Genomic DNA, 24,803 nt, shown 5'->3' on the forward strand with positions numbered 1-24,803 from the left:
CCCGCCGCATTGCGCATGGCACGGCCATCGCGCGCCTTCATGCCAGACACCCTCAGGAGTATTGAATGCTTGAGGCAAATAGCTCACGGCTCGCATCGGCCCATGCCGCACCTGAGGAACCCGCCGCGCCACCCGTCGCCGCCGCGCATTTCGAGCGGGCGCGGGCTCGCCGCTGGGTCATCGTCACTGCGCTGTTTCTGTTCATGCTGATCAACTTCGCCGACAAGGCCGTGCTCGGTCTCGTCGCGATCCCGATGATGCACGACATGCAGTTGACGCACGCTCAGTTTGGCCTCGTCGGCAGCGCGTTCTTCGTGCTGTTTTCGCTGTCGGGCATCGCGGTCGGGCTGTTCGCCGACCGCCTCAGCATGAAATGGCTGCTGGCAGCGCTCGCTCTCGTCTGGGCTTGCGCGCAGTTGCCGCTCGCGTGGCCGAGCAGTTTCGCTGTTCTGCTGCTGTGCCGCATCGTGCTAGGCGCGGGCGAAGGGCCGGCGTCGCCGCTGGCGCTGCATGTGGTCTACACGTGGTTCGACGATCGCGAACGCAACCTGCCCACCACGATTGTTCAGCAAGGCGCAACGGCCGGGGTCATCGTTGCGGGGCCGCTGCTCACCTGGATCTCCGAACGCTGGCATTGGCATGCCACGTTCCTCACGCTCGGCATGGTGGGCGCTGCGTGGACCGTGCTGTGGCTGTGCGTCGGCAAGACCGGTCACCGGTTGCAAGCGGTACCGGCCCTCTCCACCACCGTAAAAGCGACGCCACGGACCAAAACACCCGCCACGCCCCGAACGAAACCGCGCCTGCGCTATCGGACGCTGCTGGCCGACCGCACCGTGATTGGCGTGATGCTGCAATGTTTCGTCGGGTATGCGGTGATCGCCATCGGCTTTACCTGGGTGCCGGCGTATTTCCGGCTCGGTCTCGGCTTCGCCGCCACCCAGGCCGGCTGGCTATTCGCGGCGCAAGTGGCCGCGCAGATTCCGCTTGGCATCGCGCTGGCATTTTTCTCGCATCGGCTGCTCAAGCGCGGTGTACCGTCGCGGCGCGCACGCGGCACGCTTATCAGCGCCGTCTGCGTGGTAAGCGGATTGGCCTACTGCGCGCTGTTTTCCGGCATGCCGCCGTTCATCAAGGTCACGCTGATGGGACTCGCCAGCGCGCTCGCCATCCAGACCTTCACGTTCGGCCCGATGCTGGTGGCGGAAGTGGTACCTGCGGGCCAGCGCGCCGCACTGCTCGCCATCACTAACTCGATCACCACCACGGCGGGTCTCGTGGGGCCGTTCGCAATGGGCAAGCTGCTCGGCGCGACGAGCGGCGCGCACGGCTACGAAACCGGCTTCGCGATCACCGGCGCCTTACTGCTGACAGCCGGTTTGGCCGGCTTCGTGCTGCTGGATCCGCAACAATCGCGCCGTCGTTTAGAGGCGCTGCAATAGTGCCTGCGCTCTATACATTTGGACATTGCGCGCCCTCAACACGTTAGCTATTCTGACTCACACCACGCGCGGCATTCTCACCACACAACGCCCATAGAGGCGGCACTGCATGTAAGCGAACCTGCGGGCATCGGCAGCGCCGGCCCCTTATGGAGAGACTTATGCGCCGCGCGTTTGTGCCGTTGGCACCCAGCCGTTTATTCGAGGCGCTCTCCTCTAGCCTGGGAGTCCTGATTCTTTTGCGCGCGCAGCCGGCGCTGGCCGCCTGTGACAATCCCACGCCAGTGAGCGGACAAACCGTCACGTGCAGCAGCACGCTCCCGCCGAATCCTTCGACTACACCGGTCATCGCCGCAAGCGGCAGCACCGGCGTCTCGGTCAACGTGCTGGCGGGAGCCCAACTCGCGATCAATGGCAACAATGCCATCCTCGTGTATGACGGCAGCACGGTGACTAACCTGGGATCACTAAGCATCACGGGGGACAACGTCAACGGCATTTCCGCCCAGGGCAGCGGCGCCGGCCACGACGTGCTGACCAATCGCGGCTCGATCGTAACGACCGGCAACGCGTCGGTGGGCATGTTCAACAGCGCGCCGACTGTCACGCTGCTCAACGACACCGCCGGCACGATTCAAACCAGCGGCACGAATGCCTACGCGATGGCCGATCAGTCGAGCGCCGGCGGCGGCTCCCTGACCAACAACGGACATCTTTCGACGGCTGGCCAGGGCGCGGCCGGCATGGCGACGCTCACCAACAACGACACGCTCCTTAACAACGGCACGATCACGACGACGGGCGACGGCGCGCCCGGCATGTATGCCAACGGCGGCACAGTCGGCGGCCCGGGTAACAACATCCTCACGAACGCGGGCACGATCAGCGCCTCGGGCGTGGACTCGGACGGCATCGTCTCGAACGATAGTGCGCCCGGCCTCATCACCAACAAAGGCTCCATCACCGTGAGCGGTGCGGGCAGCCTCGGCGCCTTCATCGCGGGAAGCGTCACGTTCAACAACGAAGCCGGCGCGAGCATCGTCAGCAAGGCAGCCAACGGCCTCGATGCGAATGGCGGCGGCACCTTCAACAACGCCGGCACGATCTCGGCGCAGTTTGTCACGCTCTCGTTTGCCGGCGCGGGCGCCACCATCAACAATACCGGCACGCTCGAATCCGCGACGACGGAGGTGATTGCGGCAACCGGCTCGATCGACATGACCATCAACAACACCGGCACCATTACGGGCGGCAACGGCCGCGCGATTTTTACCGACACAGGCAACGACACGCTCAACTGGAGCGCCGGCACGATCACCGGCTTTATCCGCCTCGGCACGGGCCACGACACGGCCACGCTCACCGGCCTGACCGACGCCAATCTGGGCGGCGTGCCGCTGCTGGCGGGCGGCAACGTTTCGAGCGTGCTCAACTTCGACGACACCCAGGCAAGCGGACTGAGCCGCTTCACCAACTGGTCGACCATCAATGCGACCAGCGGCAGTCAGCTCACGCTCGACAACAACGGTCTGACGCTCGGCAACAGCGGCACGCTGACAGGCACGCTCTCGCTCGATTCCACCAGCACGCTGTTCGCCGGTGGTCTGGGTGACCCCGCCATCACGCCGGCGGTGAGCGGCCAGCTCGTGACGCTCAGCAATGCCGGCACGATCGACCTCACCAACGGCGGCACCAGCACCACGGATGCGCTGGTGGTGAACGGCAACTACGTGGGGCTCAACGGCAGGCTGCTGTTGCAAAGCGTGCTCAATGGCGACGGGTCGCCGAGCGACAAACTGGTGATCGTGCAAGGCACCGGTTCCGGAACGACGACCCTGGGGATTACGAACGTAGGCGGCGTCGGCGCGGCGACGGTCGCAGACGGAATCCTGGTGGTGCAGACGACCAATGGCGCAACCACCACCGCAGGCGCCTTCACCTTGCCGAAGCCTTTGTTGGCCGGCGCCTACACGTACTACCTGTTCAAGGGCGGCGTCAGCGCCGGGACCGGGGACAACTGGTATCTGCGTTCGAGTCTGGCGGCGACGCCTACGCCTACGCCTACGCCAACTCCAACTCCAACTCCAACGCCGGCTCCGACACCAACTCCAACGCCCACTCCTGCGCCATCCCCCTCCGGCCCGCTAGCCGCCGGCGGCACGCCGCCGATGCCCGCCCCGCCTCCGGCAGGATCGGCGCCGACGCCGCTCTACCGCATGGAAGCCCCGGTCTATGCCGAAGTCCCCGAACTGACCCGCGAACTCGGCATCGAACAGATCGGCACCTTCCACGATCGCGAGGGCGCACAGTCGCTGCTGACCGAAACCGGCGCGCTGCCGGCCTCGTGGACCCGCATCTGGGGCGAACACGCGACGCTCAGCAATGGCGGCGCGGTCAATCCGGAATTCAGCGGCACGATCGGCGGTATGCAGATCGGCCAGGACCTCTACGCCAGCGCGACGCCGGGCGGCCAGCGCGATCACTATGGCCTGATCCTGGGCTTTGCCCGCGCGCAAGGCGACGTGAGCGGCCTCGCCCTCGGCTTTCCGAACTACGCGGCGGGACGCCTTTCTATCAACGCCTACAGCGCCGGCGGCTACTGGACCCACATCGGCCCCGGCGGCTGGTACACCGACGCAGTCGTCATGGGCAGTTCGCTGACCATCAGCCCGATGTCCTACGAGAACATCGGCGCCTCGACGCATGGCTATACGGAGGCCGGCTCTGTCGAAGCCGGGCTGCCGATTCCGCTGCCGGCTCACCTGAGCCTCGAGCCGCAAGCCCAGTTGATCTGGCAGCACACCTCGATCGACGACCTCAACGACGGCATTTCAAGCGTGTCGTTTCATTCCGCCAACGGGCTGATCGGCCGCCTCGGCTTGCGGCTCGACGGCAAGTTCCAAGCCGCCGGCGCGGTGTGGGAACCGTACCTGCGCGCCAATCTGTGGCGCTACTTCAACGGCACCGACGAAATCACCTTCGCCGGCAGCACCACGCTGCCGACCTCCGTCCCGGCAACCGCCGCCGAGTTCGGCCTCGGCATTGCCGCCCACCTCAGCACGCGCGGCAGCGTCTATGCCTCGGCAGGCTATACGACCAATGTGAACGGGGCGCATCGCAGCGTGGTCGAGGGGAACGTCGGCGCGCGCTGGAGCTGGTGAAGCTGAGGGTGAGGCGGCGACGACGGCGGTGGTGGTACGCGGTATGGGCCACGCGCGTCAGCCGGCGATTGTCGCTTTCGTCAGCTATCTGGTAAGACTCACAACGTCGCGCTCAACCCGCCAGGATCTGCGCCACCCGCACATATTCGGCCACCGGCACGTCCTCGGCGCGGCGTTGCAGATCGAAGCCGAGCGCCTCGAAATCCACCTTGTCGCGAAACGCCGCCAGCGTGTTGCGCAACATCTTGCGACGCTGCGAGAACGCCGCGGTCACAACTTCGCCGAGCACCCGCTCGTCGACCTTGGGCAACTCGTGCGGTGCGAATGGAATCATCCGCACGATCGCCGAATCGACCTTGGGCGGCGGCTGGAAGGCCTCGGGCGGCACGTCGAGCTGCTTGTCGATCACGTAGCGGTACTGCAGCATCACGGAGAGGCGGCTGAACGCCTTGCTGCCCGGCTCCGCGATCATCCGCTCCACGACTTCGTTCTGCAGCATGAAGTGCTGGTCGATCACGCAATGCGCGAACGACGTCAGATGGAACAGCAGCGGGCTCGAAATGTTGTACGGCAGATTGCCGACGATCCGCAGGGTTGGTTTGGCGTCCGGCAGCGCCAGCGAGCCAAAATCGAAATCGAGCGCGTCGCCCGAATGCAGTTCCAGCAGAGCGCCGAATTTCTTCTGCAGACGCACGATCAGATCGCGGTCCAGTTCGACCGCGTGCAGCGGCGACTCCGGCGTGGCGAGGCGCTCGATCAGCGGCTCGGTGAGCGCGCCGAGCCCCGGCCCGATCTCGACCATGCGTTCGCCGCGTTGCGGACGAATCACGTCGACGATCGAATCGATCACGCCCATATCGACCAGAAAATTCTGTCCGAAACGCTTGCGCGCGAAATGGCCCTGGTGCTGTCTGCTGGTGGACATCGAAAGACGCTACAAAAAAAGGAACGGAAAAATCAGGCGGCGCGACGGTGGCGCGCCATCGAGACGGCGGTGTCGATCGCGGCCATCAGGCTGCCCGCGTCCGCGCGGCCGGTGCCGGCGAGATCGAGCGCCGTGCCGTGATCGACGGAAGTGCGGATGATCGGCAAGCCGAGCGTAACGTTGATGCCTTCGCCGAAGGTCGCGTATTTCAGGACCGGCAGGCCCTGATCGTGGAACATGGCGAGCACGCAGTCCGCTTCGTTCAGATAACGCGGCTGGAACAGCGTGTCGGCCGGATACGGGCCGCGGGCGTCGATGCCCTCGCTGTTCACCTGCTTCAGGGCGGGCGCGATTACATCGATTTCCTCGTGTCCCAGATAGCCGTTTTCGCCCGCATGCGGGTTCAGGCCGGTCACGAGGATGCGCGGCGCCGGCAAGCCGAAATGGTGGCGCAGGTCGTGGTCGATGATGCGCAGCGTCCCGACGATACCGTCGATCGTCAGCGCCGCCGCCACGTCTTTCAAAGGCAGGTGGGTGGTGGCCAGCGCGACGCGCAGCGGCCGCGGGCCGGTGCCGGCCAGCATCATCACCACGTGCGGCGTGTGGGTGCGTTCGGCGAGATACTCCGTGTGGCCGGTGAACGGCACGCCGGCATCGTTGATGGTGCTCTTTTGCAGCGGCGCGGTGACGACGGCGTCGAACTGGCCGGCCACGGCGCCGTCGATGGCCCTATCCAGCAGATTCAGCACGTAGCGACCGTTGGCCGCGTCGAGCTTGCCCGCCTGCGACGGCACCCCAAGCGGCACATGCTGCACACGGATCCGCTCGTTCCCAGCACCGCTGCCGATGCTGCCGCTAACCCCGCGAGCGGCTCCCAACAGCGCCGCCCAATCCACGCCGACCGCCTGAGCACGCGCCGCGAGCAGGTCGCTGTCGCCCAGCACGACGAACTGCGCGCCGGGCCAATGAGCGGCCGCCCCCGCCAGCGCCTGCGCGGTCAGTTCGGGACCGACGCCGGCAGGTTCGCCGGTCGTGATCGCAATCTGCAGCGGGGCATGGGACGGTTGGGCAGCGCTCGTCATGATGCTTACTGCAGGCTCGGCTTGCCGACCTTGACGTCGACGTAAGCCGTATCGCGCAGTTCGCGCAGCCAGTCTGCGTAGGCCTGTTCCGCCTTGCGCTGGCCGATGGCCTGACGCGCCAGATCCATCTGCTGCGCGACCGAGCCTTCCGCGTCGCGGCGGCCCAACACCTGGATCAGGTGGTAGCCGTATTCGCTGCGCACCGGCTCGCTGATCTGGCCGTCCTGCAAGGCGTTCATGGCGCGCTCGAATTCCGGCACGGTTTCGCCCGGGCTGACCCAGCCGAGATCGCCGCCTTGCGAGGCCGAACCGTCCTGCGAATAGGTGCGGGCAAACTTGGCGAAGTCGCCGCCGGCCGCAATTTGCTGCTTGATGTCGAGCAGCTTCTGACGGGCCGCCGGCTCCGACATACCGTCGCCGACGCGCAGCAGGATGTGGCGCACGTGGGTCTGCGTGAGGTGGGTGGAGTCGGAACTGGCCGCGCCCTGACCCGCGCGACGCTCGACGAGACGCATGATCTCGAAGCCGCTCGCGGTGCGGATCAGATCCGGGTTGACTTGCCCCGGACGCAGCGTGGTGGCCGCCTTGACGAACTCCGGCGGCAGTTGCGAGGTGGACTGGAAGCCCATGTCGCCGCCCTTCGAGGCATCGGCCGCCTGCGAATCGGACTTGGCGAGCTTCTCGAACTTCGTGTCGCCGCCCGTTGCCTGCTTCAGGATGGCCTGAGCCTTCTGCTCGGCCGCGACGATGTCGCTTTGCGCGGCGTTGTCCGGCACCTTGATCAGGATGTGTTCGAGGTGCAGGTCGCTCGTCAGGCCGGCGTTCGGTCCGCGCTGACTAGCGATGTAATTGGCCACTTCAGCGTCCGACACCGTCACCTTGCTGTCCACTTCCTTTTCGCGCAGACGCGACAAGGTCAGTTCCGTGCGGGCGTCGCGCGTGAAGGTGCTCCAGGGCACGCCCTGAGCCTCGATCTTCGAGCGGTAGACGTCGAGCGGCAGATTGTTCGCCGCGGCGAGGCGCTCGAGCGTCTTCTGCACGGCCGAATCGTCGACGGTGATGCCGTCTTCCTTGGCGCGCTGCAGCTGGACGCGTTCCAGCACCATCTGGTTCAGCACCTGCTGGCGCAGCTGGTCGCTCGGCGGAACCGGCGCATTCTGCTGCTGAAGACGATGCGAGATCAGGCCGACCCGTTCATCCAGCTCGCGCTGCGTGATCACGCCGTCGTTCACCACGGCGGCGATCGTATCGACCGTCTGACCGTTGGCCGCCGCCTGGGCCTGCTGCGCCGCGGAGTTCGGAAGATCCTGCGCCTGCACCGGCGCGACCGACAGGAAAGAGGCCGCAGCGGCGAGACCGGCCGCAAGCGATGCCAAGCGAAGCTTTTTCATGATTCCCACAGATACTCCAATGATGTCGGGCGCGCCCCGCCCGTCTTTACACATTTTAGGTGATCGGATAACGGTCAGTCGTAATTGGTAAAACGGGCCTGCGGCGCCGGCGGCGGCGGCAACGGCGTATAGCCGGGCACGCCGCTGCGGAACGCCTGGATCAAGCCATTGTCGATGCTCGACAAGCCCTTGAACGTGATTTGCGCGAGGAACCGCGTGCCCTGGGTCGGAAGACCGAGTTGGTTGATCCCGTCCGCGTAACGCTGCACGCCCAGACCCAGCACCCAGCAGTCCGCGTCGTATTGCAGGCCGATCAGGCTGTCGATGATCCGGTGCCCCTGCAGATCGTAGTTCAGGCGCGCCACACTATACACGTGGTGCGTCAGCGGCCACTGTCCCGAAATAGTGAGCTGGTTGACCGGGGTGTTGTCCAGCGTCGTATCGGCACGCGTATAGACGTAGGCGAGATTCAGCACCTTGCCCGTTGCCGGGCTGAAACCGAAGCCGATACTGCTCTGCGTCAGCCGGTTGTTGTCGGCATTATATTGGAGCGCGGTTTCCGAAGCGAAACCGGCTCCGAGCTTCACCGACGCCCCGGCGATCAGGTCCGAATGGGTGGCCTGCGCCGGGGTTTGCGTCGGCAGCAGCGTGACCCGCTGATCCTGGAAGTAATACTGCTGCGCGAGCACGAAGCGCGCGCGCTCGTCGCCCGTAGCCGGGTTGATGAAGCGCGTGGTGATCGCCGCGGTCAGGCGGTTGGCGTCGGCCACCCGGTCGTCGCCGACGAAAGTGTTCGGGGTGAAGATTTCCGCGAGGCCGAAGTCGGCGTCCGCGGTGTCGAACAGCGGCGCAAACGACTGGTTGCGATACGGCGTGTACACGTAATACAGGCGCGGCTCGAGGGTCTGGATGTAATCCTGCCCGAACAGCCGCACCGAGCGCTCGAAAATCAGCCCCGTATCGAACGAGAAGGTCGGCACCGACTCCGTGAAGTTCTTCGGCTGCCCCGGCAACGAGCCCGTGCCGATGTTGCTCAGGTCATACGACGCGAAGTGCCACTGCACCTTCGGCGTGACGAAGTAACCCGGGCCGACCACCGAATACGAAACGTAGGGATCGAAGGTGATGCGATCGCCTTCGGTCGAGTCCGCAGTGGTGATGCGAAAGCGCGAGAAGTCACCGGTCGCGCCGAAGTCGAAACCGCCCACGTTGTAGCGGTTGTACTGCACATTCAGTTCGGGTTCACGCCCGTAAGGCGCAACCGAGGGGTAAAGCGTCTGCCAGTTCTGTTCGCGCGCCAGCACCGACCACGGGCCGTTGTTGTACGTCAGCCCGGCTTCCTGCTGGTAAAGCAGCTGGGTGCCGTTGAGAATCTGGCTGGACACCGAGCCCAGGTCTTCCGGGAAGGTGTTGTCCGAGACCTTGTTGTAATAAACGTAGCCGCCAAAGCCGTTACCGAAATTCTGGTTGTGCTGGATGAACAGCGCGTAACGGTTGGTCTTGGTGATCTCGTCGTTCGGCAGGAACGTGCCGCTGATCTGGCCGGAATAATTGGTCGAGAGATAGCGGAACGACTCGTTCAACTCCAGACCGCGCTTCGAAATGTAGTTCGGCGTCAACAGCAAATCGCGGTTCGGCGCGATATTGAAGTAATACGGCAGGTTGATTTCGATGCCGTTGGTCGAACCGATCGAAAACGTCGGCGGCAGGAAGCCGCTGCGCCGTGCGCCGGAAAGCGGAAACGACAGCCACGGCGAACCGAAGATCGGCACGCCCTCGAAGAACAGCACGCCGTTGTGCGCGACGCCTTCGTCGGCGCCGGTGTCGAAATCGAATTCGCTGCCGCGGATGTACCACGAGGGATGGCTCTCGCACTGGCACGCCGTGTAGGTGCCTTGCGAGAAGACCGAGCGCTCGTTGTCGAGCATGTCGACCCGCTCCGCGCTACCCGAGCCGCCCGTCACGTTGAAGTGATACTTCGGCGACGTCATATAGCCTTCGCTCGAATCCACCTGCATGTGCGCTTCGGGCCCCTGGAAGGTCGCGCCGTTGTTGATCACCGACACCTTGCCGTATGCGTCGGCCATATCGGTGTCTTGATCGTAATGCAGCGCGTCGCCCTTGATCGTGAAGGTCGGACGGCGCACTTCGGCGGAACCCTTGGCGGCCAGGTCCTGATTCGACGTGCCGTCGGTCTTGTCGCCAAGCACGAAGGTCGCCGCGCTCTGGCCCGGCGCCAGCGGGTGCTCCTGAAGCTGCGGGGCGAGCCGCATGCCCCACGGCGCGTCGAGAGGCTGCGCCTGCGCGGCGTCGCCCGACAACTGGGCGTGCGAAAGCGCGGGCATCAGGCCCGGCACGGCAATCAACGCCGCGACGAGCCGCCTTCTGCGGGGTACGCCGCCACGAAAGGGGGTCGTTTGGGAAAGCTGTCTTGGCGGCATGTATCGTTTGGCGAATCGGCCCAGCCGCCGGCTCCTGTCCTCACCCTTTTGCGCCTGCGCAGCCCGGCCGTGATGGTCGGCTACCCATCAGTGAAAATTTACAACCGGTCGAACGATGCGGCGGGCGGTGAAGCGGGGTGAGCGAAAGCCAGCGTGAGTCGCGTCAAAAAAGTCGTGGGGTATTATATGGCAAGACGTTGCCCCCAAGAATTTGCCTTCCGGTTTACATGACGCTGCCCCCCGCTCCCCACGCCCCCGACACCCGCCTGCAACTGCTCGCCGCCTGGCTGGACAGCCACGCGAACCGTTATGCACTCGACCTTGCGACGCTCGCGCCCGCCTCCAGCGACGCCAGTTTCCGGCGCTATTTCCGCCTCGTGGGTAAGGAAGCGGAAGACGCCGCGGCCACCACGCTGATCGCCGTCGACGCCCCGCCGCCGGAAAAGTGCCGCGAATTTGTGCAGATTGCGAAGCTGCTGAGCGCGGCCGGCGTCAACGTGCCGCGCGTGCTGGAGGCGGATTTCGACGCCGGCTTCATGCTCGTCACCGATCTCGGCACTACCTCGTATCTGGCCGCGCTGAATCCGGACAACGCCCGCCCGCTGATGCGCGACGCCCTCGACGCGCTGATCCGCTGGCAGCTCGCCTCCCAGCCCGACGTGCTGCCGCCCTTCGACGAAGCCTTCCTGCGCCGCGAAATGGAGCTGCTGCCGGAATGGTTCATCGGCCGCCATCTGGGCCGTGAGGTGGACGAGAAAACCCGTGGAGTGCTCGATCGTACCTTTGCACTGCTGATCGCGAGCGCCCAGGCGCAACCGCAGGTCTTCATGCTGCGCGATTTCATGCCGCGCAATCTGATGGTGATGCCCGAGCCCAATCCGGCGAACCCCGGCGTGCTCGACTTCCAGGACGCCGTCTACGGACCGGTCACGTATGACGTGGCGTCGCTGCTGCGCGATGCGTTCGTCAGTTGGGACGAGGAGTTCGAGCTCGACTGCTTCGTGTACTACTGGGAACGCGCGAGAAAGGCCGGCGTGCCGGTGGATGCCGATTTTGGCGAGTTCTACCGGCAGCTCGAATGGATGGGCCTGCAACGGCATATCAAGGTGCTCGGCCTGTTCTGCCGCATCCACTACCGGGACCACAAGCCGCATTACATGAAGGACTTGCCGCGCTTCATCGGTTATGCGCGCAAGGTCGCCGCGCGTTACCGGCCGCTCGGGCCGTTCGCCAGGTTGCTGGACGACCTGGAAGGCCGCGCCGACGAAGTCGGCTACACGTTCTGACCGCCTCACAGATGACGACGTCTCTCACCAAAGCGATGATCTTCGCCGCCGGACGCGGCGAACGCATGCGTCCGCTGACCGACCGCACCCCGAAACCGCTGCTCGCGGCCGGCGGCAAACCGCTGATCGTGTGGCAGATCGAGCGGCTGGCGAAGGCCGGCTTCCGGACCATCGTGATCAATCACGCGTGGCTCGGCGAGCAGTTCGAAGCGGCACTCGGCGATGGTTCGCGCTGGGGCGTGCAGTTGCGCTATTCGCCGGAACATGACGCGCTGGAAACAGCCGGCGGAATTGCCCAGGCCTTGCCGTTGCTGGAAGACGGCGCTGAAAGTGAAATTTTCCTGGGCGTGGCCGGCGACGTATATGCCGATTTCGCTTACGCGGCATTGCATGCGCATGCCGGGCGGCTGGCGGCGCTGCCGGAACCGGGCATGCATCTGGTGCTGGTGCCCAACCCGCCGTTTCATCCGGAAGGCGACTTTGGCCTGATAGACGGTGTCGTGTCGAACGAGGCACAACCGCGGCTCACTTTCGGCAGCATCGCGCTTTACGACACGCGGATGTTTCGCGCATTGCCACGTGGAACGCGGTGCCCGCTCACGCCTTGCTACCGCGAAACCATCGCGCGCGGGCTGGCGAGCGGCGAACTCTACGACGGGCGGTGGGAAAACGTCGGCACGCCCGCGCAGTTGCAGGCACTGGATGAGCAGTTAAGGCGCGACGCGGCGAAGTGAAGTAACCGCCGCTCAGCCGCCGTCCTCGTGCACCACGGCTTCCACCGCCGCCTCGCCTTGCGCCGCCCGTTGCTGCTGCAACGCCCACATCTGCGAAAACAGGCCGCCGGCGCGCACCAGTTCCGCATGCGTGCCGCGCTCGACAATGCGGCCCTTGTCCATCACGATGATCTGCTGCGCGTGCACCACCGTCGAGAGCCGGTGCGCGATGATCAGCGTGGTCCGCTCGCGGGCAATCTGATCGAGTTCATGCTGGATCGCGCGTTCGGAGCGTGAGTCGAGCGCGGAGGTCGCTTCGTCGAACAACAGAATCGGCGGATTCTTCAGAATCGTGCGGGCAATCGCTACACGTTGTTTCTCACCGCCCGACAGCTTCAGCCCGCGCTCGCCGACCGGCGTTTCGTAACCCTTCGGCAAGCCCTCGATAAAATCGTGAATGTGCGCGGCGCGCGCCGCTGCGATCACCTCGTCGCGGCTTGCCGAGGGACGCCCATAGGAGATGTTGTAATAGATCGAGTCGTTGAACAGCACCGTATCCTGCGGCACGATGCCGATCGATGCCCGCAGCGAATCCTGCGTCACGTCGCGGATATCCTGGCCGTCGATCGTAATGGCGCCGCCCGTGCCGCGTTCCAGATCGTAGAAGCGGAACATCAGGCGCGCGAGCGTCGATTTGCCGGAGCCGCTGTGGCCGACCACGGCAGTCGTGGTGCCGGCGGGAATCGTAAAGCTCACGTCGTGCAGGATCTGCCGCGCCGGCTCATACGAAAAGTTGACGTGCTCGAAGCGCACCTGCGCACCGCGCACCGCGAGGTCTTCGGCATCGGGCTCATCCGGCACTTCCTGGGGCGCGCCGAGCAGCGAGAACATGCGGTCCATGTCCGTGAGACTCTGCTTCAGCTCGCGATACACCACGCCGAGAAAATTCAGCGGAATATAAAGCTGCAGCATGAAGGTGTTGATCAGCACCAGATCGCCGAGCGTGAGCCGTCCCGCCATTACGCCCTGGGTTGCGCGCCACAGGATAAATACGAGCCCGGTGCCTATGATCGCCTGCTGACCGAAATTTAATACGGACAACGAATTCTGCGATTTGATCGCCGCGGCCCGATAGCGCTTCAGGTTCTCGTCATAACGTTGCGCTTCCCATTCCTCGTTGCCGAAATATTTGACGGTCTCGTAGTTGAGCAGCGAATCGATGGCACGCGAGTTGGCGCGCGAATCGAGATCGTTCATTGTGCGGCGAAAATGCGTGCGCCACTCCGTCAGTTTCACGGTAAAGATGATGTACACGGCCAACGCCACGAAGGTGACAATCGCGTAATACGCCTCGTACTTGATGACGAAGAAGCCGAGCACGAGGCCCACTTCGACCAGCGTCGGCAGAATGCTGTAAAGCGAATACGAAATGAGCTGCGTAATGCCGCGCGTGCCGCGTTCGATATCGCGCGACATGCCGCCCGTCTGCCGTTCCAGGTGAAAGCGCAGCGACAGCCCATGCAGATGACGGAACACCTTGAGCGCAAGCTGACGCACCGCGCTTTGCGTGACCTTCGAGAAGAGAATTTCGCGCAGCTCGGTGAAGAGCGAGGTGGACAGCCGTACCACCGCATACGCCACCACCAGCAAACCGACCCCGCCTAACAGCACGATGCCCGGCGCGTGATCGGCGCGGCCGAGCGCCGTCAGATGCCGCACCGAGGCGAGACCGTCGACGATGTGCTTCATCACGATCGGCACGCCGAGATTGGCGACCTTCGCCCCGATCAGGCAAGTAAGCGCGAGCGCGACCCGTCCCTTATAAGTGGCCAGATACGGCAGCAGCGAGACGATGGTCTGCCAGTCGTTGCGCGGCTGGGTCGAAATCGGCGAAGGTTCGGAGGGGGCGGAAGAGCGGCGCATGGGGATCGACTTGGAGTGGGGGCGGAAAAGCCGACGGCAGAGTTATTGGCGCCCTACCCGGCTGGGCGCTTTCCCGTACAATTCCTGATCTTTCTATTATCGCTGAAGCTGGCTGGCGCCGCTTTTCATGGGCTGGCCGCTTGGCCGTCGCCCTGTTGTCGTGAAGAACCCGCCTGCTTGCCGAGCCAATCCGTTTTCATGGGTGCCCCGATGACCGAACCTCTTCAACTCCCGCAAAAATCGTGTGCGCTGCGCGTCGTGCCGCAACCGTCGGACGCCAACGTCCATGGCGACGTGTTCGGCGGCTGGATCATGGCGCAGGTCGACATCGCCGGATCGATCCCCGCGAGCCGCCGCGCGAACGGCCGCGTCGCCACCATCGCGGTCAACTCGTTCGTGTTCAAGCAGCCGGTGTTCGTCGGCGATCTGCTGAGCTTTTATGCGGATATCGTCAAGACCGGCAATACCTCGGTCACCATCGAAGTCACCGTGTACGCGCAGCGGATGAGCCTCGCGGAAGAAGTGGTGAAGGTCACGGAAGCCACGCTGACGTATGTCGCCACGGACAGCGACCGCCGTCCGCGCGCGCTGCCGATGGTCGACTAAAGCAGGCGGTGTTCGCGACGGCGTTGCCGCGCAACGGCTTCGGGGGCCACTCTTACGCCCGCTCCCAATCGCTGCGCAGCAGGCCGAACTGCAGCAGGTCGTGACGCTCCCCTCGCCAATATCCGGCCTCGCGCGCGCGTCCTTCCTCGACGAAACCAAGGCCGCGCGCCAGTTTCAGTGACGCGGCGTTGTCCGGATGAATCTGTGCTTCGATCCGGTTCAGCTTCATTTCGGCGAAACCCCATGCGAGCGCGGCCGACAGGGCTTCCGCCATCAGGCCCGCGCCGCGCGCCGCACGCGCCAGTTCATAGCCGAGCGTGCAGGTCTGCCAGCCGCGATTCCACTTGAACAGGCCGCACGAGCCGATCAGCGCGGCGTCGGAGCGGCGTTGGATGCCCCAGCGCACGCCGGGGTTCGGCATACGCCGCCAGGCGGCGAAACTCTCGATCAGCTTCTGCGCCTGCCGCACGTCGAGCATCGGATCGACGCCATACCAGCGCATCGCCGGCGCGTCGCTGTGGATCGCGAACAGCGCGGGGGCATCGTCATCGACGAGTTCGCGCAGCAGCAGCCGGTCGGTTTCGAGCGTGGGGAAGTCGCTCATCGGACACCTGGTGACAGAGGGAAAGGCGAGCGGCAATTCTACAGGGCTGCCTGCGCAGCGGCTCGGCTCCCCACACCTGATTTATGCACGCAAGCACGCAGCCACGCCCGTTCACTCATGCGACTCATGCGGATTGATGCGCGCAGTCAGCACATGATCGGCCCACGCGCCGTTGATCTTCAGATACGCACGCGCGAGACCCTCGCGCTCGAAACCGAGCTTCGTCAGCAACTGGCCGCTGCGCAGGTTCTCGGGACGATGATTCGCCATGATCCGATGCAGCCGGTAGTGGCGAAACATAAACTCGATCGCGGCGCCGAGCGCCTCTTGCATCAGGCCACGGCCTTCATACCGGCTGCCGATCGAAAACCCCAGAAAACAGGCCTGAAACGGGCCGCGGACGATGTTCGTGAAATTGCATTCGCCCAGCACGGCACCGGTGATCCGGCCGCGCAGCAACAGATGGAGCGCCGAGCCGGCGTTCATCTGCTGTTCCATGGCGGCGAGGCGTTGTTCGACAGCCGGCAAGCAAAAAAACTCGTCCGTGCGTAGTGGCTCCCACGGCTGCAGATGGGCACGGTTCTCGGTCTGATACGCGAGCAGCGCCTCGGCGTCCGCGCGGCTCGCGGTGACGAGCCGCAGCCGCTCGGTGACGATGCCGTCGGCGGGAAAGTCGGGCGGGTTCAATTGACGGGGCCTCCGGCGTCTTCGTCCAGGCGAGCATACATCCTGAAGTTACCCGGCGTGCCGCGCACCATGCGGTAAGCGCGCAGCAGGCCTTCGTAGCTGAAGCCGCATTTTCTCAGGACCGTGTCGGAGCGCAGATTTGTCTCAAGCACGACGCCCTGCACGCGCAAACGGCCTTCATGCGTGAACGCCCATGCGGTGACGGCCGCGCACACCGCGCTCGCAATGCCGCGTCCCCAGTAAGCGGGAGCCAGATCGTAGGCGATCTCGGCGCTGCGGTTGACGTCGGAGATGGTGTGAAAGCCGATCGTGCCGACGAGCGCGCCGTGCTCTTCATCGACGATTGCCATGCGGCGCATCGAGGTTGGCGCGCCCGATTCGTAGGCATCCAGCATGGGTACGAGGTCGGCGGCGGAACCCAGGTTCCAGCTGGTGTGCTCGATCACTTCGGGAATCGAAAGATAGTCGAACCATGCGGGAATATCCGTGCGTTCGAGTTGCCGTAGCACGATGCCGGGATAGCCGGAGTCCGGCGGAGATTCGATTCGCATAGAAAATGAAGTGCGTATTTGAACTATCTGCTGCCTGAACTACCTGCTGCCCACGCGCGAATGGCCGTCAGCATGGCATGGCCGCCAAAGTCACGTGCTGCGCTTGAGCGTCGCCAGAAAGCTCGCGTGCTCATCGGCTTCGGAGACGCGAAAGCGCTCCCATTCCTCGTTCACACGGAGGTCGGCGAACAGGCCGGCTGGGTCCTCGTGAAAATGCAGAAACGCTTTGCCCTTGCGATAGAAAACGCCCGGACGCGACTCCTTGAGCTCACCGCGTTCGCGTATCGCGGCGAGCAGATCGGCTAGAGCGGCGAGCGCTGCGGGTCCGGCATGCTTCATCGGTCGGTCTCCTTGTCGGAGAACTGATTTTGCCTCACAAATGCTTGTAGTAAAACGTCGTGGCGCAGAACTCGCCATCCGGCATCAGCGCATATTTCGGCACCACGCCCGCGCGCTGCCAACCCGCGCGTTCATACAGGCGTTCGGCGTCGCCGCCCGTGACGGTATCGAGCACCAGCACGCTCTTGCCTTCCTCGCGCGCCACCGCATCGACGGCGGCCATCAACTGCTGCGCAATCCCGCGACGCCGCGCGCGCCGCGCCACCAGCATCTTCGCCACATCCGCCCGATGCGGCTGATTCTCAGGCTGCGCGGTAATCAGCTGCACGGTGCCGACGATATCGCCGGCGCCGCTTTCGGCAATCAACAGCACGCGCTCGTCGCGCGCCACGCCCTCGGCGACCCCGCGCCAGAACTGCAGCGCCTTCTCGCGCGCCAGCGGCAACATGAAGCTCACCGACGCGCCGCCTTCGACGCAATCGATCAGCACATCCGCCAGTGCTTCTACGCAGTTGGCGGCTTCATGCGCGCCGACCCGCCGCACGCTCACCTCATCGCTCATCCGTTGCTCCTTGTCTGCATGAACGGTGCATCCTCAGAGGCATCAGCCTACACGGTTACGCCATTGCAGCCAACGCCGCGCCTCCCTGCAACAGGCCCGGAATTTCGTCGCGCGGAATGGGCCTGGAGAAAAAGAAGCCCTGCATTTCGTCGCAGGCGCGTTCCTTGAGAAAGTCCAGTTGCGCGGACGTCTCCACGCCCTCCGCAATCACCTGCAGTTTCAGCGAATGCGCCAGCGCGATGATCGCCGACGTAATGGTCTCATCGTCTCCCGACACGCCAATATCCGACACAAACGAGCGGTCGATCTTCAGACGGTCCACCGGGAAGCGCTTCAGATAGCTCAGGCTCGAATAGCCGGTGCCGAAATCGTCGATGGCGAGCCCGATGCCCAGCGCGTGCAGCGAATTGAGCATCAACACCGCTTCCTCGGCGTTGCGCATGATGGTGCTTTCGGTGAGTTCCAGTTCGAGATACTGCGGCTCGAGCCCGCTCTCCTCGAGTACCTGAGTCACGACCTTCACAATGTCGTGCTGCTGAAATTGCCGCGCGGACAGATTCACCGAGACCCGCGCCGGCGGCAAGCCCTCATCCTGCCAGGCCTTGTTTTGCCGGCACGCCTCGCGCAGCACCCATTCGGAAAGCGGCCCGATCAAGCCGCACTCTTCCGCCACCGGAATGAACGACGACGGCGGAATCAACCCGACTTCCGGATCGCGCCAACGCACCAGCGCCTCCATGCCGACAATCTGCCCCGTCACGATATCCACCTGCGGCTGGTAGTGCAGCAGGAATTCGTTGTCGCGCAGGGCGCGCCGCAGACGTCGTTCGAGATTGAGGCGCGCGCCCGCGCTCGCGTTCATCTCCGGCTGGTAAAACTGGAAGTTGTTGCGGCCCATGTCCTTGGCGCGGTACATCGCGAGGTCGGCCTTCTTCATCAATGTTTCGGCGTCCTCGCCATCCTGCGGGAACAGGCTCGCGCCCATGCTGCAGCCCACGTACAGTTCGGTGCCGTCGAGCCACACCGGCTCCGAGATCGACGCGCGCACCCGCTCCATCCATGCGATCAGCGACTGCTCGTCGACCACATCCGTCATCACCACCACGAACTCGTCGCCGCCATGCCGCGCCACGGTGTCGCTCGCCCGCGCGCAGCGCGCGAGCCGCTCGGCGACCACGCTCAGCAGACGATCGCCGACGCTGTGTCCGAGGCTATCGTTGACGTTCTTGAAACCGTCGAGATCCATGAACACGACGGCGACGCCCTTGTTGTGCCGCTGCGACACGATCAACGCGTGCTGCAAGCGGTCACGCAGCAGATTGCGGTTCGGCAGCCGGGTGAGGCTGTCGTAATTCGCCTGATATTCGAGCTGCTCCTGATAGCGGATCAGGTCGGTGACGTCATTGATGACGCCGATGTGATGCGTCGTCTCGCCATCCGGATTCGGCACCGGCGCGACAAACAGCTGGTTCCAGAACAGCGCGCCGTCCTTGCGGTAATTGCGCAGCACGGCGCTGACTTCGCGATTGGCGGCGAGCGACTGGCGGATCAAGGCAATGCCTTCCTGATCCCGGTCGTCGCGCTGCAACAGACGGCAATCCTGGCCGACCACCTCGGAGGCCTCATAGCCGGTAATCCGCTTGAACGCCGGATTCACGTATTCGATCAGATTGCCGGCCGCGGTGGGCGCCGTAATCAGAATCGCGTTCACGCTGGCGTCGAGCGCGCGGCTTTGCAGGCGCAGCGCGAGGTCGGCGCGCTTGCGCTCGGTGATGTCGGTATAGGAGCCGAGCACGCCGATCACCCGGCCGTCGCTATCGGTAAACGGCAGCTTGCTCGTGACGGTGGTGCGATGCACGCCGTCGATCATCAGGTCCACTTCGAAGTTCATCTTCGGCACACCGGTGCTGACGACTTCCATGTCGTGGGCGCGGACCTCGTCGGCAAGCGCGCGCCACGGCAGATCGTGGTCGGTCTTGCCCACCACCTGCTCGGGGTACGCCAGACCGGCATCGCGGGCGAACGCCATATTGCAGCCCAGATAGCGCGAGTCCTGATCCTTCCAGAAGACCCTCTGCGGAATGTTGTCGATCACCGTTTCGAGCATCTGGTTCGAGCGCTGCGCCTCCGCTTCGGCGTTGATCTGCTCGGTGACGTCGTCGGCCAGTACGAAGGTGGCCGGCCGGCCCTGGTAGGTCAGATAGTGATACGAAATGTCGGCGCTGATGGTCGAGCCGTCCTTGCGCCGGTGATGCCACACGCCCGCCATGGTGCGGCCCAGCTTCGGACTGCCCTCGCTACGCGACAGATGCGATTCGAGGCGGCCGATCTCGCCGCTCGGCCGGATCGCCCGGATCGTCATGGCGAGAAACTCGCTCTCCGAATAGCCGTATTGCTGCACCGCCGCGGCGTTGATGGCGAGAAAACGCAGCGTCTCCCGATCGAAGATGTACATCGGCACCGGATGGGTATCGAACAGGCCGCGAAAGCGCTCGTCGTTGCGGCGCAAGGCTTTCGCCACCCGCAGCCGTTCGCGCGCCGCGCTTTCGCGGGCGCCGAATGTGTAGATCAGGAGCGCGCTGCCGGCCAGCATGGTGAAGATCAGCAGCAGCATGGCGTGCCGGGCCTGACGGGTCGACTGCATCAGGGATATTTGCAGCGCCTCGGTTTCCTGCTGGCGCAAGGTGGCCAGCACGGCTTCGACGCCGCGCAGTTGCGTCCCCAACCGGGTATAAGCCGACGCCGCCCAGGCGCGCGATTCGTCCGGCGCGCTGCCCCGGGCACGCTGCAGCGTGGCCGCGATTTCGGCTTGTACGCCGTGGCTTGCGCTATTCAGCTTGCCGAGCGAGGCGGCCAACGTGGGGTCGTCGGCGAGTTCGACGGCCAGGGTGTGCTCGAGACCGGCGAGCGAGTGCGTCATCGCCGACGCGGCGTCGGCCGGCTCCGGCCGCCCGCTCGCTTCGAAGCGCCCCAGCGCCGCCAGGCCGTCGTCGAGCGCGGCACGATAGGCATCGAGATTCCGATGGATGTCGATCGCGCGCAGCGTGCGCACGTCGGCGTCGCGCTGGCCGCGAATCTGCGTATAGGCGACGCACGCGTTCGCGCCGACCGCTGCGGCCACGACTGCCAGATTGATCAGCAGCCGCCTCGATAGAAAAGGATTCATGGGCTCCGAACGTCATTCGTTCTGCGGGCGGGAGCGCGCTCGGGGTCGTCCGCGTTCGATGCGTCGTGTAGCACGTGCATCTTCCTGCATCCGCCCGGTCTCTGGGTCTTTTGCGCGCCAACCTTTGGTTAACGGCAGCCACAGGATCGGCTTGAGGGACGATTTGTGAATTTTTTGTGAGAAACGGCGGCCGGCTGGACGTGGCCAGCCAAACCTAGCCGGCCAGCCCGAATTCCTTCATGGCGGGCACGAAGTCGTGATTCGCTTCCGGCTTGCGCGACAGCTTGGCGAGCACATAGCGCCTGAACGGATCGAGCTGCGCCCATTGATCGACGCTCGGCTCGCGCAGACTGGCGAGCGCCGCCTGGTTCGCCACCCCTTGCGGCACCGCATCCGTGCGGCGCCACGCCGGGGCCTCTTCCGGCGTGAACCACTCGGGCTCGACGCCGGCATGGGTGCGCAGCATTTCAAACAGTGCATGATCGAAATTCGGCTCGATCGCGGCGTCTTCCTCCACCGGAAAGCGCGCCAGCAGCTTACGGTCTTCGTATGGCAGCATCTGCCATTGGGCGAGCGACACGCGCAAGCCGAAGCGGTCGAGATTGAAACGGACCGCCATCGGGATATAGGTGAAATCCTCCGAAGATTCGACTTCGAAGCCGAACAGGAGGGGCGCGTCGTTCAGTCCCATGGCAATGTCCTCGTCGATGCTTTTCTTTGCATGCGCGTTGTTGCGTGCTGTTGCGCGTCGTTGGCGCCGTTGCGGCCTGCGGCGGCTTGGGCCGCTTGCCGGGCCTTGCGGCGGTTTGCGGGGGCTTGCCGGGCCTTGCCGCGGTTTGCGGCCGGCCAACACGGAATGCCGCCTTGAGGTATTTTAGAACCTTATTCGCGCAGCGGCGGCCCGCCTGGCTTCAGCGGCCCGCGCTCGCATCGCATGGTGAAAGGAGTCAGGTTGTGAACGAACTGGAACTGGAAACGGCCGGCCAGACGGGCATCGTCGAGCGCCAGGTGCGCCGGCATCGCGGCGACACGGTGGAAACCGTCGCGGATCAGGTCGGGCAGGAGTGGCCGGTGGCGCTGGTCTTCAACGGCATTTCGCACGCGGTGATGATGTGCACGCCGCGCGATCTGGAGGCGTTTGCGGTCGGATTCGCGATTTCGGAAGGCATCGTCGAGCGCGGCAGCGACATTCAGGACATCGAAGTCGTGCTGCACGATGGCGAATTGCCGCACGCCGAGGTGCAATTGCAGGTCGTGCAACGGGCGTTCGTGGCGCTGAAGGAAAAGCGCCGGGCGCTCGCCGGACGGACCGGCTGCGGCGTCTGCGGCATCGAAAGCATCGACCTGCTGGATCTGAAGCCCGAGCGCGTGCCGGATACGGGCTTTCTGCAGCGGCTCGCGCCGGATGCGATTGCGCGCGCGGCGCGCGCTTTGCCCGAGCACCAGGCGCTGACCCGGGCAACCGGCGGCCTGCACGCGGCCGCATGGTGCGATGCGAGCGGCGCGATCCGCCTCGCTTTCGAGGACGTGGGCCGGCATAACGCGCTGGATAAGCTGATCGGGCAACTGGTGCTCGATCGCGCGGATACCAAAGACGGATTCGTGTTCCTGTCGAGCCGTGCGAGCTATGAACTGGTGCGCAAGGCCGCGCGCGTCGACGTGCCGATGCTGGCGACCATCTCGGCGCCGTCGTCGCTGGCCATTTCGATTGCGCGCCAGGCCGGCGTGCGGCTGGTGAGTTTCTGCCGGGAAGCGGGTTACGTCGATTACGAGACGGTTTGAGGATCAAGCGGTGCGGCCGCGCCTCGGCGACCGCGCCCCGTCCGTCTTAATCGAACTGCCGGAAATCCGGCTTGCGTTTCTCGAAGAACGCCTTGAATGCCTCACGCGCTTCCGGCGCGAGCAGCATCTTGCCGAAGTGCAGTGCTTCCTCCGTCATCTGCGTTTGCAATTCATGGTGGCTCGCGCGCTTCATCAATGACTTGGTGACACGCAACGACGACGCCGGCAACGCCGCCAGTTTCGTGGCCTGTTCCAGCGCAAAAGCATCGACCTCCGCAACCGGCAGCAGACGGTTCACGAAGCCCATACGCTGCGCTTCAGGCGCGTCGAAAGCCTCGCCTAGCAACAGCTTTTCCGCCGCCGCCTGATAACCGGCCACACGCTGCAACAGCAGGCTCGACGCCGCTTCCGGACACAGTCCCAACTGCGCGAACGGCAGCGAGAAGGTCGCGGTGTCGGCGGCGTAGACGAGGTCGCAATGCAGCAACAGCGTGGTGCCGATACCCACCGCCGCGCCCGCCACCGACGCCACCACGGGCTTTTCCGCCGAGCTGATGGCGCGCAGGAACTGAAACACCGGCGCATTCTCGCCCATCGGCGGGCTCTTCATGAAGTCTTCGAGATCGTTGCCGGCGCTGAAAATCCCCACGCTGCCGCGAAACAGGATGGCCCGCACGGCCGCGTCGCCCTGGGCTTCGACGAGTGCGTCGGCCATCGTCTGATACATGGCGGCCGTAATCGCGTTCTTCTTCTCGGGCCGGTTGAAGGCAATCGTCAGCACGCCGTTGGCGCGCTCGACCAGAATGTCCATCGTCATCTCCTCGCTTGGTGCTGCTCGCTTCATCTGAATGGAAAAACGGTTCGCAAGCCTCGCGGCCTGCGAACCGTTCTGCGGTCTTTGCGGGACCATGAATACTGGCTTACAGGCGCTCGATGATGCCTGCCGCGCCCATCCCCGTACCGACACACATGGTGATCATGCCGTACTTGTAGTTACGGCGACGCAGACCGTGCACCACCGTCGACGCACGAATCGCGCCCGTCGCACCCAGCGGGTGACCCAAGGCGATCGCGCCGCCCAGCGGGTTGATCTTCGACGGATCGAGACCGAGGTCCTGGATCACCGCCAGCGACTGCGCGGCAAAGGCCTCGTTCAGTTCGATCCAGTCGAGGTCTTCCTGCTTCAGGCCGGCGGCCTTCAGCGCGGCCGGAATTGCTTCCTTCGGACCGATGCCCATGATTTCCGGCGGCACGCCGCGCACGGCAAAGCTGACGAAACGGGCGAGCGGCGTCAGGTTGAATTCCTTCAGCATCTTTTCCGAAACGACGATCAGCGCACCCGCGCCGTCCGAGGTCTGCGAGCTATTGCCGGCCGTCACCGAGCCCTTGTTGGCGAACACGGTGCGCAGTTTGGCGAGGCCTTCCATCGACGTGTCCGCACGCGGACCTTCGTCGAGCGCCACTTCGCGCGTCTTCACCTTCACTTCGCCGCTGGCGAGATCGGGGAAACGCTCGGTGATCGTGTAGGCAGCGATTTCGTCGTTGAACTCACCGGCTTGCTGCGCAGCGATGGCGCGGCGATGCGATTCCACCGAAAACTGGTCTTGCGCCTCGCGGCTGATCTTCCAGCGCTCGGCCACCTTCTCGGCGGTCAGGCCCATGCCGTAGGCGATGCCGAAGTCTTCGCTGCGATCGAAGATGTGCGGCGACATCGACGGCTTGTTGCCCATCATCGGCACCATGCTCATCGATTCGCAGCCGCCGGCGATCATCGCGTCCGATTCGCCGACGCGGATGCGGTCGGCGGCCATCGCCAGCGCCGTCAGGCCCGAAGCGCAGAACCGGTTAACCGTCACGCCACCTACCGTATTCGGCAGACCAGCCAGCAGCGCACCCATCCGCGCCACGTTCAGACCTTGCTCCGCTTCCGGAATCGCGCAACCGATGATGGCGTCTTCGATCACCTTGGTATCGAGACCGGGCACCTGCGCCACGGCCGCCTTGATCGCGTGCACTAGCAGTTCGTCCGGGCGCGTGTTCTTGAACATGCCGCGCGGCGCCTTGCCGATCGGCGTGCGGCTGGCGGCGACGATGTAGGCGTCTTGCAATTGCTTTGTCATTTGAGGCTCCTCAATGTGCTCG

20 protein-coding genes are annotated in these 24,803 nt (G+C 64.7%); 6 read left to right on the top strand and 14 right to left on the bottom strand.

The features are described from left to right. The first annotated feature begins 65 nt into the window (after nucleotides 1–65). Both FQ755_RS24955 and FQ755_RS24960 read left to right on the top strand, forming a co-directional pair. Nucleotides 66–1,442: an MFS transporter gene (locus tag FQ755_RS24955; protein ID WP_144157682.1), complete on the top strand. Its 1,377-nt coding sequence runs from the start codon at nucleotides 66–68 to the stop codon at nucleotides 1,440–1,442. Nucleotides 1,443–1,603: 161 nt separating this feature from the next. Next, entirely contained in the window at nucleotides 1,604–4,603 is a 3,000-nt protein-coding gene (locus FQ755_RS24960) for an autotransporter outer membrane beta-barrel domain-containing protein (RefSeq protein WP_186308653.1), read from the top strand. A 112-nt stretch (nucleotides 4,604–4,715) separates the two neighbouring features. Here the strand turns inward: FQ755_RS24960 and rsmA are convergent, their stop codons facing one another. The 4 genes from rsmA to FQ755_RS24980 are packed head-to-tail and all read right to left on the bottom strand — an operon-like array spanning nucleotide 4,716 to nucleotide 10,442. Next, nucleotides 4,716–5,528 carry a 16S rRNA (adenine(1518)-N(6)/adenine(1519)-N(6))-dimethyltransferase RsmA gene (gene rsmA / locus FQ755_RS24965; protein WP_144157684.1) on the bottom strand — a complete coding sequence of 271 codons (813 nt, stop codon included), beginning with the start codon at nucleotides 5,526–5,528 and terminating at the stop codon, nucleotides 4,716–4,718. 32 nt (nucleotides 5,529–5,560) lie between these two features. Continuing rightward, the gene (gene pdxA / locus FQ755_RS24970; RefSeq protein WP_144157685.1) at nucleotides 5,561–6,610 is read right to left on the bottom strand and encodes a 4-hydroxythreonine-4-phosphate dehydrogenase PdxA; all 1,050 of its coding nucleotides are present in this window, start codon (nucleotides 6,608–6,610) and stop codon (nucleotides 5,561–5,563) included. 5 nt (nucleotides 6,611–6,615) lie between these two features. Further along, complete coding sequence (locus tag FQ755_RS24975) at nucleotides 6,616–8,055, bottom strand: peptidylprolyl isomerase (protein ID WP_144157686.1); 1,440 nt, start codon at nucleotides 8,053–8,055, stop codon at nucleotides 6,616–6,618. 20 nt (nucleotides 8,056–8,075) lie between these two features. Next, nucleotides 8,076–10,442, bottom strand: a complete 2,367-nt coding sequence (locus tag FQ755_RS24980) for an LPS-assembly protein LptD (RefSeq protein ID WP_144157687.1) — start codon at nucleotides 10,440–10,442, stop codon at nucleotides 8,076–8,078. A 227-nt stretch (nucleotides 10,443–10,669) separates the two neighbouring features. Between FQ755_RS24980 and FQ755_RS24985 the strand changes: the two genes are divergently transcribed. Both FQ755_RS24985 and murU read left to right on the top strand, forming a co-directional pair. Beyond that, a complete protein-coding gene (locus FQ755_RS24985; protein ID WP_144157688.1) occupies nucleotides 10,670–11,728 on the top strand; it encodes an aminoglycoside phosphotransferase family protein in 1,059 nt (352 codons plus the stop codon). A gap of 11 nt (nucleotides 11,729–11,739) precedes the next feature. Further along, nucleotides 11,740–12,462: an N-acetylmuramate alpha-1-phosphate uridylyltransferase MurU gene (gene murU, locus FQ755_RS24990; protein ID WP_144157689.1), complete on the top strand. Its 723-nt coding sequence runs from the start codon at nucleotides 11,740–11,742 to the stop codon at nucleotides 12,460–12,462. Between the two features lie 12 nt (nucleotides 12,463–12,474). Here murU and FQ755_RS24995 read toward each other — a convergent pair whose 3' ends face one another. Beyond that, nucleotides 12,475–14,364 (bottom strand): ABCB family ABC transporter ATP-binding protein/permease, encoded by a 1,890-nt coding sequence (locus tag FQ755_RS24995; RefSeq protein ID WP_144157690.1) that lies wholly within the window; start codon nucleotides 14,362–14,364, stop codon nucleotides 12,475–12,477. A gap of 210 nt (nucleotides 14,365–14,574) precedes the next feature. Here FQ755_RS24995 and FQ755_RS25000 point away from each other — a divergent pair, with 210 nt between their 5' ends. Further along, nucleotides 14,575–14,970 (top strand): acyl-CoA thioesterase, encoded by a 396-nt coding sequence (locus FQ755_RS25000; protein WP_144157691.1) that lies wholly within the window; start codon nucleotides 14,575–14,577, stop codon nucleotides 14,968–14,970. A gap of 52 nt (nucleotides 14,971–15,022) precedes the next feature. Here the strand turns inward: FQ755_RS25000 and FQ755_RS25005 are convergent, their stop codons facing one another. The 7 genes from FQ755_RS25005 to FQ755_RS25035 form a co-directional block, all read right to left on the bottom strand. Next, on the bottom strand, nucleotides 15,023–15,574 hold the full coding sequence (locus FQ755_RS25005; protein ID WP_144157692.1) for a GNAT family N-acetyltransferase: 552 nt from the start codon (nucleotides 15,572–15,574) through the stop codon (nucleotides 15,023–15,025). A gap of 111 nt (nucleotides 15,575–15,685) precedes the next feature. After that, the gene (locus FQ755_RS25010; protein WP_144157693.1) at nucleotides 15,686–16,261 is read right to left on the bottom strand and encodes a GNAT family N-acetyltransferase; all 576 of its coding nucleotides are present in this window, start codon (nucleotides 16,259–16,261) and stop codon (nucleotides 15,686–15,688) included. Next, entirely contained in the window at nucleotides 16,258–16,812 is a 555-nt protein-coding gene (locus FQ755_RS25015; protein ID WP_144157694.1) for a GNAT family N-acetyltransferase, read from the bottom strand. The genes FQ755_RS25010 and FQ755_RS25015 overlap by 4 nt, the downstream gene beginning before the upstream one ends. Nucleotides 16,813–16,902: 90 nt before the next feature. Then, nucleotides 16,903–17,151, bottom strand: coding sequence for a hypothetical protein (locus tag FQ755_RS25020; RefSeq protein ID WP_144157695.1), 249 nt, complete (start codon nucleotides 17,149–17,151; stop codon nucleotides 16,903–16,905). Between the two features lie 34 nt (nucleotides 17,152–17,185). Beyond that, on the bottom strand, nucleotides 17,186–17,713 hold the full coding sequence (locus FQ755_RS25025; RefSeq protein WP_144157696.1) for a GNAT family N-acetyltransferase: 528 nt from the start codon (nucleotides 17,711–17,713) through the stop codon (nucleotides 17,186–17,188). Between the two features lie 55 nt (nucleotides 17,714–17,768). Beyond that, complete coding sequence (locus FQ755_RS25030) at nucleotides 17,769–20,879, bottom strand: EAL domain-containing protein (RefSeq protein ID WP_144157697.1); 3,111 nt, start codon at nucleotides 20,877–20,879, stop codon at nucleotides 17,769–17,771. 214 nt (nucleotides 20,880–21,093) lie between these two features. After that, nucleotides 21,094–21,570: a nitrate reductase associated protein gene (locus FQ755_RS25035; RefSeq protein WP_144157698.1), complete on the bottom strand. Its 477-nt coding sequence runs from the start codon at nucleotides 21,568–21,570 to the stop codon at nucleotides 21,094–21,096. Nucleotides 21,571–21,833: 263 nt separating this feature from the next. On the opposite strand from FQ755_RS25035, the gene fdhD reads away from it, so the two are divergent. Further along, nucleotides 21,834–22,661: a formate dehydrogenase accessory sulfurtransferase FdhD gene (gene fdhD, locus FQ755_RS25040; protein WP_144157699.1), complete on the top strand. Its 828-nt coding sequence runs from the start codon at nucleotides 21,834–21,836 to the stop codon at nucleotides 22,659–22,661. A gap of 46 nt (nucleotides 22,662–22,707) precedes the next feature. Here the strand turns inward: fdhD and FQ755_RS25045 are convergent, their stop codons facing one another. Together FQ755_RS25045 and FQ755_RS25050 are read right to left on the bottom strand one after the other, a co-directional pair. Further along, nucleotides 22,708–23,478 carry an enoyl-CoA hydratase gene (locus tag FQ755_RS25045; protein WP_144157700.1) on the bottom strand — a complete coding sequence of 257 codons (771 nt, stop codon included), beginning with the start codon at nucleotides 23,476–23,478 and terminating at the stop codon, nucleotides 22,708–22,710. Between the two features lie 103 nt (nucleotides 23,479–23,581). Then, nucleotides 23,582–24,781, bottom strand: coding sequence for an acetyl-CoA C-acyltransferase (locus FQ755_RS25050; protein ID WP_144157701.1), 1,200 nt, complete (start codon nucleotides 24,779–24,781; stop codon nucleotides 23,582–23,584). Between the last annotated feature and the right edge of the window lie 22 nt (nucleotides 24,782–24,803).

This window comes from Paraburkholderia sp. BCC1885 (assembly GCF_900996235.1).
Classification (GTDB): domain Bacteria; phylum Pseudomonadota; class Gammaproteobacteria; order Burkholderiales; family Burkholderiaceae; genus Paraburkholderia.

Coding starts and splice junctions, on each gene's coding strand:
- FQ755_RS24955 (WP_144157682.1), top strand. CDS start 66: ATGCTTGAGGCAAATAGCTCACGGCTCGCATCGGCCCATGCCGCACCT.
- FQ755_RS24960 (WP_186308653.1), top strand. CDS start 1,604: ATGCGCCGCGCGTTTGTGCCGTTGGCACCCAGCCGTTTATTCGAGGCG.
- rsmA (WP_144157684.1), bottom strand. CDS start 5,528: ATGTCCACCAGCAGACAGCACCAGGGCCATTTCGCGCGCAAGCGTTTC.
- pdxA (WP_144157685.1), bottom strand. CDS start 6,610: ATGACGAGCGCTGCCCAACCGTCCCATGCCCCGCTGCAGATTGCGATC.
- FQ755_RS24975 (WP_144157686.1), bottom strand. CDS start 8,055: ATGTGTAAAGACGGGCGGGGCGCGCCCGACATCATTGGAGTATCTGTG.
- FQ755_RS24980 (WP_144157687.1), bottom strand. CDS start 10,442: ATGCCGCCAAGACAGCTTTCCCAAACGACCCCCTTTCGTGGCGGCGTA.
- FQ755_RS24985 (WP_144157688.1), top strand. CDS start 10,670: ATGACGCTGCCCCCCGCTCCCCACGCCCCCGACACCCGCCTGCAACTG.
- murU (WP_144157689.1), top strand. CDS start 11,740: ATGACGACGTCTCTCACCAAAGCGATGATCTTCGCCGCCGGACGCGGC.
- FQ755_RS24995 (WP_144157690.1), bottom strand. CDS start 14,364: ATGCGCCGCTCTTCCGCCCCCTCCGAACCTTCGCCGATTTCGACCCAG.
- FQ755_RS25000 (WP_144157691.1), top strand. CDS start 14,575: ATGACCGAACCTCTTCAACTCCCGCAAAAATCGTGTGCGCTGCGCGTC.
- FQ755_RS25005 (WP_144157692.1), bottom strand. CDS start 15,574: ATGAGCGACTTCCCCACGCTCGAAACCGACCGGCTGCTGCTGCGCGAA.
- FQ755_RS25015 (WP_144157694.1), bottom strand. CDS start 16,812: ATGCGAATCGAATCTCCGCCGGACTCCGGCTATCCCGGCATCGTGCTA.
- FQ755_RS25020 (WP_144157695.1), bottom strand. CDS start 17,151: ATGAAGCATGCCGGACCCGCAGCGCTCGCCGCTCTAGCCGATCTGCTC.
- FQ755_RS25025 (WP_144157696.1), bottom strand. CDS start 17,713: ATGAGCGATGAGGTGAGCGTGCGGCGGGTCGGCGCGCATGAAGCCGCC.
- FQ755_RS25030 (WP_144157697.1), bottom strand. CDS start 20,879: ATGAATCCTTTTCTATCGAGGCGGCTGCTGATCAATCTGGCAGTCGTG.
- FQ755_RS25035 (WP_144157698.1), bottom strand. CDS start 21,570: ATGGGACTGAACGACGCGCCCCTCCTGTTCGGCTTCGAAGTCGAATCT.
- FQ755_RS25045 (WP_144157700.1), bottom strand. CDS start 23,478: ATGACGATGGACATTCTGGTCGAGCGCGCCAACGGCGTGCTGACGATT.
- FQ755_RS25050 (WP_144157701.1), bottom strand. CDS start 24,781: ATGACAAAGCAATTGCAAGACGCCTACATCGTCGCCGCCAGCCGCACG.